This window comes from Natronospirillum operosum (assembly GCF_004768465.1).
In the GTDB taxonomy this organism is placed as follows: domain Bacteria; phylum Pseudomonadota; class Gammaproteobacteria; order Pseudomonadales; family Natronospirillaceae; genus Natronospirillum; species Natronospirillum operosum.
Genome location: NZ_SRMF01000001.1, coordinates 42263 through 57666, shown reverse-complemented (window position 1 = coordinate 57666; position 15404 = coordinate 42263). Strand labels below are relative to the sequence as shown.

General features: G+C 62.0%; 16 protein-coding genes and 1 tRNA gene. 2 read left to right on the top strand and 15 right to left on the bottom strand.

The features are described from left to right. Positions 1-76: 76 nt before the first annotated feature. From tusA to E4656_RS00315, 3 genes are read right to left on the bottom strand one after another with little or no spacing between them, the layout of a single operon-like run. Entirely contained in the window at positions 77-346 is a 270-nt protein-coding gene (gene tusA / locus E4656_RS00325) for a sulfurtransferase TusA (RefSeq protein WP_135480142.1), read from the bottom strand. A gap of 43 nt (positions 347-389) precedes the next feature. After that, entirely contained in the window at positions 390-1430 is a 1041-nt protein-coding gene (locus E4656_RS00320) for a YheT family hydrolase (protein ID WP_135480141.1), read from the bottom strand. An 8-nt stretch (positions 1431-1438) separates the two neighbouring features. Further along, positions 1439-1960, bottom strand: coding sequence for an energy transducer TonB (locus E4656_RS00315; RefSeq protein WP_135480139.1), 522 nt, complete (start codon positions 1958-1960; stop codon positions 1439-1441). Positions 1961-2135: 175 nt separating this feature from the next. On the opposite strand from E4656_RS00315, the gene E4656_RS00310 reads away from it, so the two are divergent. Then, positions 2136-2211: transfer RNA gene (locus E4656_RS00310), tRNA-Asn, on the top strand. 155 nt (positions 2212-2366) lie between these two features. Here E4656_RS00310 and E4656_RS00305 read toward each other — a convergent pair. The 7 genes from E4656_RS00305 to E4656_RS00275 all read right to left on the bottom strand — a co-directional run bounded on the left by E4656_RS00305 (position 2367) and on the right by E4656_RS00275 (position 9022). After that, positions 2367-3221 carry a phosphoenolpyruvate hydrolase family protein gene (locus E4656_RS00305; RefSeq protein ID WP_205849057.1) on the bottom strand — a complete coding sequence of 285 codons (855 nt, stop codon included), beginning with the start codon at positions 3219-3221 and terminating at the stop codon, positions 2367-2369. Further along, a complete protein-coding gene (locus E4656_RS00300; RefSeq protein WP_135480137.1) occupies positions 3218-4438 on the bottom strand; it encodes a Tm-1-like ATP-binding domain-containing protein in 1221 nt (406 codons plus the stop codon). Before E4656_RS00300 ends, E4656_RS00305 begins: the two co-directional genes overlap by 4 nt. A 1-nt stretch (position 4439) precedes the next feature. Beyond that, positions 4440-4883 carry an SRPBCC family protein gene (locus E4656_RS00295; protein WP_135480136.1) on the bottom strand — a complete coding sequence of 148 codons (444 nt, stop codon included), beginning with the start codon at positions 4881-4883 and terminating at the stop codon, positions 4440-4442. 25 nt (positions 4884-4908) lie between these two features. After that, positions 4909-5736 carry a phosphoenolpyruvate hydrolase family protein gene (locus tag E4656_RS00290; RefSeq protein WP_135480134.1) on the bottom strand — a complete coding sequence of 276 codons (828 nt, stop codon included), beginning with the start codon at positions 5734-5736 and terminating at the stop codon, positions 4909-4911. Positions 5737-5761: 25 nt separating this feature from the next. Continuing rightward, on the bottom strand, positions 5762-6754 hold the full coding sequence (locus tag E4656_RS00285) for a branched-chain amino acid ABC transporter permease (protein WP_135480132.1): 993 nt from the start codon (positions 6752-6754) through the stop codon (positions 5762-5764). Positions 6755-6756: 2 nt separating this feature from the next. After that, positions 6757-7644 (bottom strand): branched-chain amino acid ABC transporter permease, encoded by an 888-nt coding sequence (locus tag E4656_RS00280; RefSeq protein WP_135480130.1) that lies wholly within the window; start codon positions 7642-7644, stop codon positions 6757-6759. 148 nt (positions 7645-7792) lie between these two features. Next, on the bottom strand, positions 7793-9022 hold the full coding sequence (locus E4656_RS00275) for an ABC transporter substrate-binding protein (RefSeq protein ID WP_135480129.1): 1230 nt from the start codon (positions 9020-9022) through the stop codon (positions 7793-7795). 150 nt (positions 9023-9172) lie between these two features. Between E4656_RS00275 and E4656_RS00270 the strand changes: the two genes are divergently transcribed. Continuing rightward, on the top strand, positions 9173-10018 hold the full coding sequence (locus E4656_RS00270) for a helix-turn-helix transcriptional regulator (protein ID WP_135480127.1): 846 nt from the start codon (positions 9173-9175) through the stop codon (positions 10016-10018). Between the two features lie 29 nt (positions 10019-10047). On the opposite strand, the gene E4656_RS00265 is transcribed toward E4656_RS00270, so the two are convergent. From E4656_RS00265 to E4656_RS00245, 5 genes are all read right to left on the bottom strand, one after another. Continuing rightward, complete coding sequence (locus E4656_RS00265; protein WP_135480125.1) at positions 10048-10776, bottom strand: ABC transporter ATP-binding protein; 729 nt, start codon at positions 10774-10776, stop codon at positions 10048-10050. Beyond that, the gene (locus E4656_RS00260; protein ID WP_135480123.1) at positions 10769-11524 is read right to left on the bottom strand and encodes an ABC transporter ATP-binding protein; all 756 of its coding nucleotides are present in this window, start codon (positions 11522-11524) and stop codon (positions 10769-10771) included. Before E4656_RS00260 ends, E4656_RS00265 begins: the two co-directional genes overlap by 8 nt. A gap of 100 nt (positions 11525-11624) precedes the next feature. Then, the gene (gene glcF / locus E4656_RS00255) at positions 11625-12842 is read right to left on the bottom strand and encodes a glycolate oxidase subunit GlcF (protein ID WP_135480121.1); all 1218 of its coding nucleotides are present in this window, start codon (positions 12840-12842) and stop codon (positions 11625-11627) included. A gap of 12 nt (positions 12843-12854) precedes the next feature. Beyond that, a complete protein-coding gene (gene glcE / locus E4656_RS00250; protein ID WP_135480119.1) occupies positions 12855-13916 on the bottom strand; it encodes a glycolate oxidase subunit GlcE in 1062 nt (353 codons plus the stop codon). Further along, positions 13913-15400, bottom strand: a complete 1488-nt coding sequence (locus E4656_RS00245) for an FAD-linked oxidase C-terminal domain-containing protein (RefSeq protein ID WP_135480117.1) — start codon at positions 15398-15400, stop codon at positions 13913-13915. The genes glcE and E4656_RS00245 overlap by 4 nt, the downstream gene beginning before the upstream one ends. Between the last annotated feature and the right edge of the window lie 4 nt (positions 15401-15404).

Genomic DNA, 15404 nt, shown 5'->3' with positions numbered 1-15404 from the left:
CGGTTTCTCTTTTTCACCTTGCCGCAGCGCCCACTGTTCGTTGCCAGAGCGGGTCGCTGATCTCTGCAGTCAGCGTTCAGGACGCGGCGGTTCTGATCCAATATTCAAAGGTTCCGTCATCCCCATTGCCAGTGTGTATCAGCTCGTGGCCCAGAAACTGGCAGAAACGCGGAATATCGCGCTGGGTGGACGGATCGGTAGCCAGTACCCTGATTACACCACCGGAACTGACCTTGCGCACTTCGGCGTGCAACATCATGACAGGCTCGGGGCAGTTGAGCCCCTGGGTGTCCAGCTCGGTATAATCGGCCGGCGGTGCAAAGGAGGTATGATCTGACTTGCTCATGGCGTCCGGCATGATAGCACACTTTGTGCGCAGGCAACGGACTTTATGAGGTCACCGGAATCGACTCCGAGGCCCGCGCCGCCTGCGTCGGCTCCGTTTTCACCGCGTCCAGAAACGCGCACACGCGGTCTGCCTCCCACCAGCGTCGCTCGCGACTGAAAAAGCCGACATGGCCGCCGTCAGCCGGCGCTTCCAGATACAGCCAGGCATGCTCGGCTGCGAGTGCCTCGGGAAAGCAGGACGGGGCCAGAAACGGGTCATTGCGTGCATTCAGCAACAGGGTCGGCGTGCTAATGGCGGGCAGAAAGCGGTTGGCACTGCATTCATGGTAGTAGTGCTCGGCACTGTCAAAGCCATGCATGGGTGCCGTGTAGTGATCATCGAAGGCGCGCACGGTGGTGATCCGACGCAACGGCGCCAGATCAAATTCATCGGGAAAGCGCTCGGCCTTGGCCCGCAGGCGGCCTTTCAGGTCGCGCACGAAGCGGCGCCGATACAGAAAATTGCGCGGTTCTTCCAGAGCCTGATTGCAGCCCAGCAGATCGCAGGGTACCGACACCACGGCGGCACTGACCACGCCCCGGGCCCGAGCACGGTCACCGGCCTCCCCCAGCCACTTGAGCGTGACATTGCCGCCCATGGAAAAACCGGCCAGGGAGATGGGGCCGGTGTGACGCTGGCGCGCCCAGTCAATCACCGCGTCCAGATCGTCACTGCAGCCGGCGTAATAGGATCTGGCGAGCAGGTTGTCGGCACGACCGCAGCCACGCAGGTTCCAGGCCAGTACAGCATAACCTCGGGCCAGCGCCTGTGCGGCCAGCCCGACCACATAGGGCCGCTGCGAGCTGCCTTCCATGCCATGGGCCACAATCAGCAGGGGTGGCTGTGCAGAGGCCTCCCGGGCGCTGTTGTGGTGGGCACGGGGCGGATACCAGTCCGCCACCAGGCGGTCGCCGTCCGGCAACGGCACCTCGACCGGCTCGCTGGGGGTTGCCACGCGGCGGAAGAAGAACGGATAAAGTGTCTGCAAATGCCCGCCGGGTAACCAGCGCGGCGGGCGGAATCGACTGTTCAGTAGTGGCAAGCGACGTCCTAGGCGGCCTTGAAACGGAGACTGAGAGCATCGTAGAAAGTTTCGCGCAGGCGCGCAATATCGTTGCGCAACTGATCCAGCCCCTGAATGTCGTCACCGGTAAAGGTATTCTTTTCGGCATAGATCTGCCGCCGCAGGTGGACAATCTTTGCCCCATAGACCCGCAGGGCCCGCTCCAGTTTCTTCTCGCCCAGCAACAGCAGCGTGGCTTCGGCCTCGGTCAGATTGCGAAACACCCGCACCAGTTCATCGGTCACCCGGCGCAGCTCTTCTTTGCGATGCGCCGGCCAGCTCTGCCCCTGACGCGAGAACTCCAGCGCCAGCGAGAGAAACTGCTGGTACACATGGTGCACCTCACTGACATTCTGTGCCACCGATTCCAGCAGGGCTCTGCGGGTCTGGTCCTCCGGCTCGCTGACGTCGCCCCGCCGCAGGCGCAATGCCACCAGTGCAGCCAGGCCACAGGTCAGAATGCCGGCACTGAAGGTGCCAATGAGAATGCTGAGATCCATAGTTTCCATGGTTACTCCACCACCTTATTACCAGTTGTTGGTCAGTATTGTGGAAGTTACCTTTCAAGATACGGGCCAGCCTTAGGCAGGAAGCGGAGACACACCAGAAAATTGACTGTTTTTCCTTTCAGATCAGGAACTTGCCTTGACACCACCGGCAGGGCCCCTATAATTCCGCGCTTGATCCAGCGTAGCTCAGTTGGTAGAGCAGAAGACTGTTAATCTTTTGGTCGCAGGTTCGAGTCCTGCCGCTGGAGCCAGCATACAAAAGGCCCCTGATACTCACGCATCAGGGGCCTTTTTCGTTATCGCGTCGCAGCATCTTCCGGAGCCCCGCACCGAAACCGGCAAGAGCTTGCAGCCCGCTGCCGATTTACTGGCAAGGGATGACCTGATGCCGGGGCAGTGGTCCTTCTTACCCGGCGACCTCCGCCTTGCTGCCCCGACGGATGTTCTTGAACGCTCTGGTCTGTTCGGTCAGTGCCCGCTCGGTCGGCAGCCGTTCCATGCTGGAGGCGCCATAGAAGCCATGGCAATGCTCACAACGCGCCAGCACATACTCGGCATCTTCCGGGTCGGCGATCGGCCCGCCGTGGCACAGCACGATGATGTCATCACGCACGGCTCTGGCCGCTGCTGACCATTCATTGATGGCCCGCACGCAATCGTCCAGGTCCATGGCCGTTTCGGCACCAATGCTGCCGCCGGTGGTCAGCCCCATGTGACAGACAATGATGTCCGCCCCAGCCTCGGTCATGGCCGCTGCATCTTCCGCACTGAACACATAGGGCGTAGTGAACAGCCCCGCCTGCCGGGCCTTGCGCACCATCTCCACTTCCAGCGCATAGCTCATGCCGGTCTCTTCCAGATTGGCGCGAAAAGTGCCGTCGATCAGACCCACGGTGGGAAAGTTCTGCACCCCGGCAAAACCCATGGCTTTCAGTTCGGCCAGAAAGGACTCCATGAAGACGAATGGATCGGTGGCACAGACACCGGCCAGCACCGGTGTCTTCTGGGCCACGGGCAATACCTCGCGCGCCATCTCCCTGACGATCTCGTTGGCATTGCCATAGGGCATGATGCCGGCCAGAGAGCCGCGTCCGGCCATGCGATAGCGGCCCGAGTTGTAGATGACGATCAGGTCGATGCCGCCGGCCTCTTCGGATTTGGCGGACAGGCCCGTACCCGCACCGCCGCCCACGATGGTTTCGCCACGTGCAACCATGCCCTGAAAGTGGGTCATCAATTCATCTCTGTTCCAGTCTTTCAATGTGTTGTCCTCTTGACTGTAGCCATGACCGCCTGAAAGTGCTCGACCAGGGCGGCGGCAAATTCGGGGTCATTGATATGATGGGGATAGCGGATAAGCTGTCGTTGCGGCGTCTGCTCCACGGTGTCTTCCAGCGCCTCGAACAGCGCCGCATCGGCCCCGGGATCATGAAAGGGCTGACCGGGTGCATCCAGCGCCGACACCCCGCCTTCGGGTATCAGAAAGCGCACCGGCCCCAGGCTCCGATTCAGTTTCTCGCCGATCCAGCGGCCCATGGCAGCATTTTCTTCGGCGGTCGTGCGCATCAGGGTGATCTGCGGATTGTGTTCATACAGCAGGCGCCCGCGATAGCGCTCGGGGACACTATCGATTCCGCCAAAGTTGACCATGTCCAGTGCCCCGCAGGAGCCGACATAGGGCAGCGCACTGCGGGCCAGCACATCCAGCCGTGCCTCGCCGGCACTGAATACACCCCCCATGAACAGGTCGCAGACCTCGGTGGTGGTGACATCGAGCAGCCCTTCCACCAGGCCGCTGCTGGCCAGCTTTTCCATTGAGCGCCCGCCGGTGCCGGTGGCATGGAAGATCAGGCAGTCATAGTCGGCATCCAGTGCCGTACTGAGCTGGCTCACACATTCGGTGGTCACGCCGAACATGCTCAGCCCGATGGCCGGCTTGTCTGCGGACACCGCAGGTACCCGATGCTGCAGCATTCCCGCCAGTGCGTGCGCCGCGTTGCCCAGTACCTGCCGCGAGATGCGGTTGAGCCCGGCCACATCGGTGACCGAGTACAGCATGGCGATATCGCTGGGCCCGACATAGGGCGCCACATTGCCGGATGCCACCGTCGACACCATCAGCTTGGGTACCCCGATATTCAATTCGCGCAGCGCCGGCGCGATCAGCGCTGTCCCGCCGGAACCGCCGATGCCCAGCACACCGCCCAGATCCTGCCGGGCGGGCAGCCAGCTGCGCAGGGCTTCGGCCATGGCCTCCACGGCGCGCCCGCGATCATTGACGAACACTGCGGCCGTGCCCTCGGGGTGCGCAGCAGCCACCTCGGCGGCCCGGATATCGGCAGCGCCCTGGTCATCGCCATGGGTACCCACGTCCACAATACAGCTGCGCACGCCAGCGGCCTGCAGACACTCGCGCAGGTAGCGCAGCTCGGCGGCCTTGGTGTCACAGGTACCGATCAGATAAGCAATGGATTCCATCTCAGGCCCCCTGGCCACCGACCTTGACGGCCCCTTCGAAGGCGAGGCGGAAGGTGTCACCGACACGCTGCACCACATCATCATGGTCAGCGTCATCGACTTCGAACTCCGCCCACCACTCGCCAAAGCAGTGACCACTGGTGGTGATCGGCTTGAGGCGCATTTCGGCCACATAGTCGCGCACCGGCAGTGCCGGCGCGTCAAGAATGCGATAGCAGCACAGATGTTCGCGATCGGACAGGGTCAGCAGTTCTTCGCGGATGGAATTGCCATCGTGGTCATGGAAGTGACGCACACAGCCCACCTGATCAGCGGGTTTGCCGTCCTCGATGTAGCTTTTGGCGAAGAAGGGGTGGTAGTCGGGCAAACCATTGAAGTCGCGCAGCACACTCCAGGCCTGCTCCAGACTGATCGGCATTACAGCACTGACATAGACACGGGTCATGGGTAAGTCCTCCTGTTGGCCAGCTTCAGGTGATGGCCTTGAATTGACGGATCTGCTCGGTAAGCGCTATTTCGGTAGGCAGGCGCTCCATGCTGGAGGCGCCATAGAAGCCATGGCACTGCTTGCTCTCGCGCATGACATAGGCCGCGTCTTCGGGTGTGGCAATGGGGCCGCCGTGGCACAGCACCAGCACATCATCACGTACCTTGCGCGCCTCTGCCGCCCATTCATCGATCAGGCGCACGGATTCATCCAGCGTCTTGGCCGAGGCCGCGCCGATAGTACCGCCCACCGTTACGCCCATATGGGCCACGATAATGTCGGCACCCGCTTCGGTCATGGCCACTGCCTCTTCGGCAGAGAACACATAGGGTGTGGTCAGCATGTCCATTTCATGGGCCAGGCGAATCATTTCCACTTCATCGGCATAGGTGATGCCGGTCTCTTCCAGACTGACGCGAAAGGTACCGTCAATCAGGCCCACGGTCGGAAAGTTCTGCACCCCGGAGAAGCCCAGATCCTTCAGTTCACGCAACAGCTTGGGCATGATCACGAAGGGGTCGGTGCCATTCACACCGGCCAGAACCGGCGTGTGCTTGACCACCGGCAGCACCTCCAGTGCCATTTCCTGCACGATCTGATTGGCATTGCCGTAGGCCAGCAGACCGGCCGATGAGGCCCGGCCGGCCATGCGATAGCGGCCGGAGTTGTAGATCACGATCATGTCGATGCCGCCGGCTTCCTCGCACTTGGCGGAAATGCCGGTGCCGGCCCCGCCACCTATGATGGGCTGGCCGCGCGCAGCCATGTCCTGAAAACGGGCCATCAGGGCGGCTCTGTCAAATTGGCTCATGGTATTCCCCTGTATTCATCTGCAATTAAGGTTGGCTTTCGCCGCGCGCAGGCTGATCTGCGGTTTGTTCGGGTCGGCTTGGTCGGCGCAGCTTCAGCAACCGGCCCAGTTCGCCCACCACGCCCTGCCGGAAAGCCAGTACACAGGCCATGAACACCACCCCGGTGATCACCGTGACCCAGGCTCCGAACGGGTCCAGATAATGGTTGAGTGCGGCCACGATGGCGGCCCCGACGGCGGGTCCGAACACGGTGTTCATGCCACCCAGAAGGGTCATCAGAATGACATCGCCCGAGGTGTGCCAGTGCACGTCGTAAAGCGCCGCGAGCTGGAAAATGATCGCCTTCAGCGCGCCGGCGATACCCGACAGCCCGGCCGACAGCGTGAACACCAGTATCTTGTAGCGTGCCACCGGGTAGCCCAGCGAGATGGCCCGCGGCTCATGCTCCCGGATGGCCCGCAGCACCTGGCCGAAGGGCGAGTTGACGGTCCGCCACACCACCCAGAGCCCGACAGCAACGATGCCCAGCACCACATAGTAGAGCGCCGTATCGTTGCGCAGATCGATCACACCGAGGAAGGTACCGCGAGGCACTCGCTGCAGCCCATCCTCGGCCCCGGTAAACGGCGCCTGCAAATAGAAGAAGTACACCAGTTGCGACATCGCCAGCGTAATCATGGCCAGATAGATACCGCTGCGGCGTATGGCCAGGGCACCGATCACGGCCCCCAGCAGGGCTGCCACCAGTCCACCGGCCAGAATGCCCAGTTCGAACGGCACCCCATAGTTCTTCACCAGATGGCCGGCGATATAGGCACCACTGCCGAAAAAGGCGGCATGGCCGAAGGACAGGATGCCGGTATGGCCCAGCAGCAGGTTGAAGGCACAGGCGAACAGGACGAAGCACAGTGTCTTCATCACGAACACCAAATAGATCCACTGCGGAAAGAAGGGGATGGCCAGCAGTGCCAGCACCGCAACAATCGACAGCGGCAAGGTCAGGGAACGCAGGTGCATAATCAGGACTCCTCTCGGCCGAACAGGCCGGCCGGACGTATCAGCAGGACCAGAACCATGACCAGGAACACGATGGTGGAAGAGAACTCCGAGTAGAACACCCGGGTAAAGCCCTCTACCACACCCAGTCCAAGTCCGGTAACGATGGCGCCCATGATCGAGCCCAGCCCCCCGATAACCACTACTGCAAAGATGATGATCACCAGGCTGGAGCCCATTGATGGATTGACGTGAAAGATGGGGGCCGCCAGCACACCGGCAAAGGCTGCGAGGCCGACACCCACGCCATAGGTCAGCGTGACCAGCAGCGGTACATTGATGCCGAAGGCCTGAGTCAGTTCGGCCCTTTCGGTGGCGGCCCGCAGTCGGGCGCCTACCGAGGTGCGCTCAATGACATACCAGGTTACCAGGCAGGTGAGCACAGCCGCCAAAATGACAAAGCCGCGGTAGATAGGCAGAACCATGAAGCCCAGATTGATGGTGCCGCGCAAGGCTTCCGGCGTGGCATAGGGTTGACCGGAAGACCCGAAGGCAACCCGGAAACCACCTTCGAGCACCAGCACCAGGCTGAACGTCAGCAGCAGACCGTAGATCGGGTCCAGACCATACAGCCGGCGCAGAAACAGCCACTCGAACAGCATGCCGAACAGGGCCACCGCTATGGGTGCAGCCACCAGGGCCACCCAATAGTTGGCGCCCAGATGCTGCCCGAGCAGGAAGGCGGTGAAGGCGCCCAGCATGAAGAAGGCACCGTGCGCAAAATTGACGATCTTTAGCACGCCGAAAATGATCGCCAGACCGAGGCTCAATACCGCATAGAAGGAGCCGTTGACGATGCCCAGCATGAGCTGGCCCATCAGGGCCTGAATGGGTACACCGAAGATATCCATGGATGACTGCTCACAAAGAAAACTGAAAAGCTCTGGTCAGGGAGCCCCTGACCCATGCCGCACCCGGTGGTCTGCGTGCGGAATGGGTCAAAGGCCCCGCAGCATGACAAGGGCTGCCCGGGTCCCCGACCCGGGCAGCGGTTGCACCTCAACCGCCGTTAAGCAGGTGGCAGGTGCTGTCTTCCAGCGGCTGGAAGGCATCCTCGCCGGAGATGGTGGCAACCAGACGCAGGAAGTCGTAGTCATACTCCGACTCGTCCGGCGCCTTCACTTCCCACAGGTACTGGTCGTGCACCATGCGGCCATTGGGACGAATGTAGCCGCCCGTGGCGAAGAAGTCGTTGATTTCCAGCTCGCGCATCTTCTCGGATACAGCATCCGGGTCGTCCGTACCGGCGGCCTCGACCGCATTCAGGTAGTGCATGGTGGACGAGTAGTTGCCGGCATGGGCCATGTTCGGCATGCGCCCGGTGCGCTCATAGAAGCGCTCGGAGAACTCGCGAGATCCTTCGTCGGCATCCCAGTAGAAGGCATTGTTGATCAGCAGGCCCTGGGCAGTATCCAGACCCAGGCTGACAATGTCATCAAACCACAACAGCAGTGCGGCCGGACGCTGACTCGGGCTCACGCCGAACTCCGACAACGCGTTGATGGCATTGATGGCATCGGCACCGGTAGAGGCGATGCCAATGATTTCAGCACCGGAGGCCTGCGCCTGCAGCGCATAGGAGGAGAAGTCCGTGGTGTCCAGCGGATGACGGGCCGCACCCATCACGTGACCGCCGGCCTCACGCACAACATCGGAGACCTGCTGCTCGAGGCCGATGCCAAAGGCAAAGTCCACGGTCAGGAAGAACCAGGTGTCACCGCCGTCTTCAACAATGGTCTTGCCGGTGCCCTGTGCCAGCGAATAGGCATCATAGGTGTAGTGCGTCACATAGGGTGAGCAGTAGTCGTTGGTCAGCCCAATGTTGGACGCTGAGTTGGAAATGGCGTGGCGCTGACGCTCATCCGCCACGGCGGCCACGGCAAGCGCAACACCGGAGTTGGACAGATCGTTGATCATGTCCACGCCGTCATTGTCATACCACTCGCGGGCACGGCTGGCACCGGTATCGGCACGATTGCGGTGATCCCCGTAGATGACTTCGATCGGTACGCCATGGACTTCACCGCCGAAATCTTCGACGGCCATGCGCACCGCCTCGACAGCGGCTTCGCCGGAGAGGTCGGAGTAGATACCGGACATATCGGTCAGCACACCGATACGCACAACATCATCAGAGAACCCGTTGCTTGCCATGGTGCCGGAGGCAGCGCCCAGGGCCAGCACGACCGAAGTCAGTGCAGCGGTTCGGGAAGGAAGCTTGGCTAACATATTAATCTCCTAGGCTCGTTTAGAGCTGTTGTTATAGTTGGCTTTGGAAGACCGTTTTCTATCGTTGGTTGTATTTATTGGTTCTATGTTGTTTGTGTTTTGCTGCCATTGCTGGTGTTATTAGTTAAGGCCAAAACAAGTGATGGCACCATGGCTTCAGAACACGAGTACCTATCCGAAACCCACATTGTCGGTGACGACACCCAACAATGGATCGTGCGCGTCGATGACTGTCCGGCGCTGCGTGAACGACACATCTCCCATGTCGGCGTCGGCGACGCGGCCGTGCCCTATCGCATTGTGCGCACAAGGCTCAGCGGCGCCTATATTCATGGCTCTCTGGGCGGTGAAGGGCGCATGCTGCTGGACGGCGACTGGCGCACCATGCGCCGCAACATGACTTCCTTTGCCCCGGCGCACGGCCTGCATGCCTTTCATGCGGTACCGGGCAGCCGCTGGCAATATTGCTGGGTGCGCTACCTGCCCAGCGCGCCGCGTTCGGTGGTGGGCACCATTGCGCCCATCATGCAGCATTTTGACCCGGAACCCATGAAGCACGCCATACTCGGACTGTACAGCGAGGTGTTCCACGGCCAGGGAGACCCTGCCAGCTGTGCCATGTGGGGCGATACCATCGAGAGCTATATTTCGCGCTTCGCCGATCCCTGGCGGCGCGATGCACGCATCGTGGCGGTATTCGACGCGGTAACGCCCACGCTGGAGAAGCACTGGACGATCGAGGAAATGGCGGACATTGCGCACGTCAGCAGCGAGCACCTGCGGCGCATCAGCCGCAAAGTCTTCGGGCGCAGCCCCATGCAGCAGCTGACCCAGTTGCGCATGCAGCACGCGGCGCACCTGCTGGCAACCACCGGGCTGCCGGTGGAGGAGATCGCGCTGCGGGTGGGGTACCAGAGCCCGTTCGCGTTCTCCAAGACATTCAAGCGCATGAAGGGCGTGTCGCCCTCACATTTTCGTCACCATTCGCGCGACTAGAGCCACCACAGCGTGGCCCGCAGGCTTCGCTAGACCCCCAGTCGGGCCAGCAGTGCATCGGCATTCTGCTCGATGCTCTGGCGATCAAAGCGGTCCACCACCTGGCCGTGATCCACCAGATAATGGTGGTCCGCCACCGACATGGCAAAGCGCAGGTTCTGCTCTACCAGCAGGATGGTATAGCCCTGCTCCTTGAGGTTGCGGATGGTGTTGCCGATCTGCTCGACAATGGTCGGCGCCAGTCCTTCGGTGGGTTCATCCAGCAGCAGAAAACGGGCACCGGTGCGCAGAATGCGCCCGATGGCCAGCATCTGCTGCTCACCGCCGGACAGCTTGGAGCCGGGGCTGTGCAGGCGCTCGCGCAGGTTGGGGAACAGGTCCAGAATCTGTTCGGTGCTGAGACCGCTGTCATTGATGCGGGTCGGCAATTCCAGATTCTCCCGCACATTCAACGTCGCATAGATGCCGCGGTCTTCGGGGCACAGCGCCGCGCCCAGACGGGCAATCCGGAACGGTTTCTGCGCAATGGTTTCAACCCCCATCAGGCTGATGCTGCCGGTGCGTTTCGGCACGATGCCCAGAATCGATTTCAGAGTGGTGGACTTGCCGGCGCCGTTGCGCCCCAGCAGCGTAACCACCTGCCCTTCCGGTACTTCGAGATCGATGCCATGCAGCACATGACTCTCGCCGTACCAGGCATTCAGGCCCCTGATGCTCAGCATGGTGGCCGGCGTCTGATCCAGTGCAGCCTCACTCATGAGCAGCCCCTCCGATATAGGATTCAATAACACGCGGGTCCTTCGAGACAGTGGCGTAATCACCTTCCACCAGCACCTCGCCCCGGGCCAGCACGGTAATGCGGTCACAGAGTTCCGCCACCACGCCCAGATTGTGTTCCACCATCAGCACGGTGCGCCCCTTGGCCACACGCCGTATCAGGTCTGCGGTGCGACTGACATCCTCGGTACCCATGCCGGCCAGCGGCTCGTCCAGCAGCATGACTTCCGGGTCCAGCGCCAGTGTGGTGGCCAGTTCCAGCGCCCGCTTGCGGCCATAGGGCAACTGGGCCGCCGGGGTGTCGAGCTCAGCGCCCAGGCCCACGTCATGCAGCAGTTCTTCCGCGCGTGCTTTCTGCGTGTCCAGACGACGCAGCGAGCCCCAGAAATCAAAGGACTCCCCGCGCTGACGCTGCAGGGCCAGCATGACATTGTCCAATACGGACAGCTGACCGAATACCGCCGAGATCTGAAAGGACCTGACCAGCCCCTGGCGGGCAATCTGGTCCGGCTTGAGTGCCGTGATGTCCCGCCCCTTGAACAGAATGCGACCGCTGGTAGGCCGCAGAAACTTGGTCAGCAGATTGAAGCAGGTTGTCTTGCCTGCCCCGTTGGGACCGATCATGGCGTGGATGGTGCCGGGCAGCACCTGCAATGAAATGTCGTTGACCGCCCTGAACCCCTTGAAACTCTTGGTCAGGCCGGTGGTCTCGATAATTGCCTCAGGCATTACTGGCTCCGCCATTGTTGTCATTATTGGTAGCCATTCTGGTTCATTCAGGGCCGTCGCGCCATACCCATAGTGCACGACGGACTATCCAAAACACACATTATTGGCTCGGCGTGTCGAGCAGCTCGATCCAGTGTCTGACCGGTACGTCAGAGCGTGTGGCCAGATGCATCTGGCAACCGATATTGGCCGTTACTATCTGTTCCGGATGATCACCCGTCAATGCCTGCAATTTGTTACCGAGCAGCGTCTGACTCATCTCCGGCTGCAGAATGGAATAGGTGCCGGCAGAACCGCAGCACAGATGATCATCCTGCGTTTCAGCCAACGGGACGCCGGCCTGCTGCAGGATCTGCCTGACCGTGCCGTTCAGCTTCAGCGCATGCTGTTGGGTACAGGGGCAATGCACGGCGGTTTTCACCGATGACTGTGCTGACTCAAGGCGGCTCAGATCTTCCTGCAGCAGCACCTCCGACAGGTCTTTTGCCAGAGCGCTCACGCGCGCCGCCTTCTCGGCGTATTGCGGGTCATCGCCAAGCAGCGCGCCGTAGTCCTGCACCATGGCGCCACAGCCGGAGGCACTGATCACAATGGCTTCGGCACCCGCTTCTATCTCCGGCCACCAGGCGTCGATATTCCGGCGCATGAAATCGAGGCCTTCGTCGTGTGCCGCCAGGTGATAGCTGACGGCGCCGCAGCAGCCTGCCTTCGGCGCTTCGACAAGACTGACCCCGAGGCGGTCCAGCACCCGCGCAGCGCTGGCATTGGTATTGGGTGTGGCAGCACTCTGGGCACAGCCTGCCAGCGCCAGCATGCGGCGCGGCTGGCGGGTTACCGGCCAGGGCAAAGCCTTCTGATACTCGGGCACCTTGGCTTTCAGGCGACCCGGCAGCAGCGGTTTGAACACCTGCCCCAGACGCAGCAGGGGCGTGAACCGTGCCGGGTAAGGCAGCACCTTGCGCAGGGCCCAGCGCATGGCTCTTTGCCGCCAGGGCCTCTCGAGCTGATGCTCCATGGCGTCACGGCCGATATCGATCAGGCGGCCATACTGAACACCCGACGGACAGGTGGTTTCGCAGCTGCGACAGGTCAGGCAGCGGTCCAGATGGGTCTGCGACACCTCGCTGATATCCCCGGTTTCCAGAAACTGCTTTATCAGGTAGATGCGCCCGCGCGGGCCATCGCGCTCGTCGCCCAGTTCCTGATAGGTCGGGCAGGTCGCATTGCAGAAGCCGCAGTGCACACAGCTGCGCAGAATGGACTCCGCCTCGTCTATGTCACTGCGTTGCTCGAACTTGGGGTGAATATTGGTTTGCATGGCGCTGTCCTGTTACATCCAGCCGTACAGCCGGCCCTTGTTGAATATCCCGTCGGGGTCCATGGCGTCTTTCAGGCGCTGGTGCAGCTTTTGCAGCGGGGGCGCCAGCGCCGGACTGACCTCGCCCTGGCGGTCACCACCGCGAAACAGCGACACCTGACCGCCCGCTGCATTGGCCTGCTCGGCCAGAACCGCCGGGTCGCCCTCCCCGCTCAGCCAGCGCTGGCTGCCACCCCAGTCCAACAGCCAGTTCTGCTCCGACTGCCAGTGCGGAGCGGTCGAATTGACCGAGAAACGCCAGAGCGGCCTGTCGGCATTGAAAAAGTCGAGCTGGTGATTGTTCAGTTGCTGCCACAGGGTATCGGCGTCGTTCAGCCGCTCGCCGCCCCATTGCTGAGCCGTGCCGTTGACCGCGCTCTCGGCACCGGCCAGACGCAGGTAGAGTTTGCCGTCGTGCCAGAAGGCTCCGTTTAAAGGTTTGGGCAGGCCGCTGTAGCGGTTCATCTGCGCAATGGCCTGATCGGCCGGCATCTCCTGTACCAGGGTCAGAGTCACTGCAGGGGTGGGCATGACCTTGAGGCTCACCTCGGTAATCACGCCGAGCGTACCCAGAGCACCGGCCTGCAACCGGGAAACATCATAGCCGGCCACGTTCTTGATCACCTGGCCACCAAAACGCAGATGCTCACCGCGCCCATTGATCAGCCGCAGTCCCAGCACCATGTCGCGCACCGAACCACTCCAGGGGCGGGCCGGACCGGACTGATTGCAGGCCAGGGTACCGCCGATGGTGGCGCCGCCGCCGAAGTGCGGCGGTTCGAAGGCCAACATCTGACCCTGCTCGGCCAGTGCAGCCTCGATCTCTGCCAGCGGGGTGCCGGCGCGGGCGGTCAGCACCAGTTCGACCGGCTGGTAGCTGACAATGCCGCTGTGCCGACCCACCTCAAGCGGCTCTCCTTCAGTGGTCGCCCGCCCGATAAAGGCCTTGCTGTTGCCCCCCACTATTCTGAGCTGCCGCTGTTCGGCCCGGGCACTGGTGATCTGCTCGATCAGAGCCTGTGTTGCATCCGTCATAGTGTTGATCCGTGCACGTGGGACAGCGGCTGCATGCCGTCCGGTTTCAGGGCGCGATATTCCTGGCAGTTCTTCAGTACCGGTATGCCCTTGCCCGGGTTCAGGGTGCCGACCGGATCAAAGGCGGCCTTGATGGCGTGGAACTGGGCGATTTCCGCATCGCCGAACTGGATTGCCATCTGGCGGATCTTCTCCACCCCGACCCCGTGCTCGCCGGTGATGCAGCCACCCACCGCCACGCAAAGCTCGAGAATCTTGCCACCAAAGGCCTCGGCGCGCTCGAATTCGCCCGGCATGTTGGCATCGAACAGGATCAGCGGATGCAGGTTGCCGTCGCCGGCGTGAAACACATTGGCCACGCGCAGCCCATAGTGCGCGGACATGTCCTGCATGGCCATGAGGACATGGGCCAGTTTGCCGCGCGGTATGGTGCCGTCCATGCAGTAGTAGTCCGGCGAAATGCGGCCAACAGCCGGGAAGGCGGACTTGCGGCCCTTCCACAGCAGGGCGCGCTCGGCATCATCGCGCGAGACACGAATGCTGGCCCCCATGCTCTCAAACAGACCGGCCACCTGCTGGATGTGTTCCTCAACCTCTTCCCGGGTGCCGTCCACTTCGCACAGCAGCAGCGCTTCGGCATCCGTCGGGTAACCGGCATGGACGAAGGCTTCTGCCGCGACGATGGCGTGCTCGTCCATCATCTCCAGCCCGGCCGGTATAATGCCCCGGCTGATTACCGCGCTGACCGCTTCGCCGGCGGTCTGTACCGAGTCGAAGGCGGCCATCACGACCTGCGCTTTTTCCGGCATTGGCAGCAGCTTGACCGTCACTTCGGTAATCACACCGAGCAGCCCTTCCGACCCGGTGATCAGCGCCAGCAGGTCCGGGCCGCCACTGTCGAGGCCTGCACTGCCGATCACCAGACGCTCACCCTCGACCGTGATCATTTCCACCTGCAGCAGGTTGTGTACTGTCAGCCCGTATTTCAGGCAGTGCACGCCACCGGAGTTTTCCGCCACATTGCCGCCGATGCTGCAGGCGATCTGGGAGGACGGGTCCGGCCCATAGTAGAGCCCATGCGGCCAGGCCGCTTCGCTGATGGCCAGATTGCGCACCCCGGGCTGCAGCCGGGCGGTGCGCGCCAGCGGATCGATATCGAGAATCCGGTTGAACTTGGCCAGTGACAGCAGCACACCGTCGCTGTGCGGCATGGCGCCGGCACAGAGCCCGGTGCCGGCCCCGCGAGCCACTACCGGCACGCCGCGCTGATGGCACAGTCGAAGCACCTGCTGTACCTGCGCTACCGTTTCCGGCAACACCACCAGCAGCGGCATTTCGCAGTACATCGACAGGCCGTCGCATTCGTAGGGCTTCTGCGTTTCCTCGTCGGCGATGATGCTGTCCGGCGGCAGAAAGCGCGCAAACTCTGCGGCCAGAACCGACTTGATGTCGGCATTCGAGCTGTCAGCAGTGGCCGTGGTCATGGCA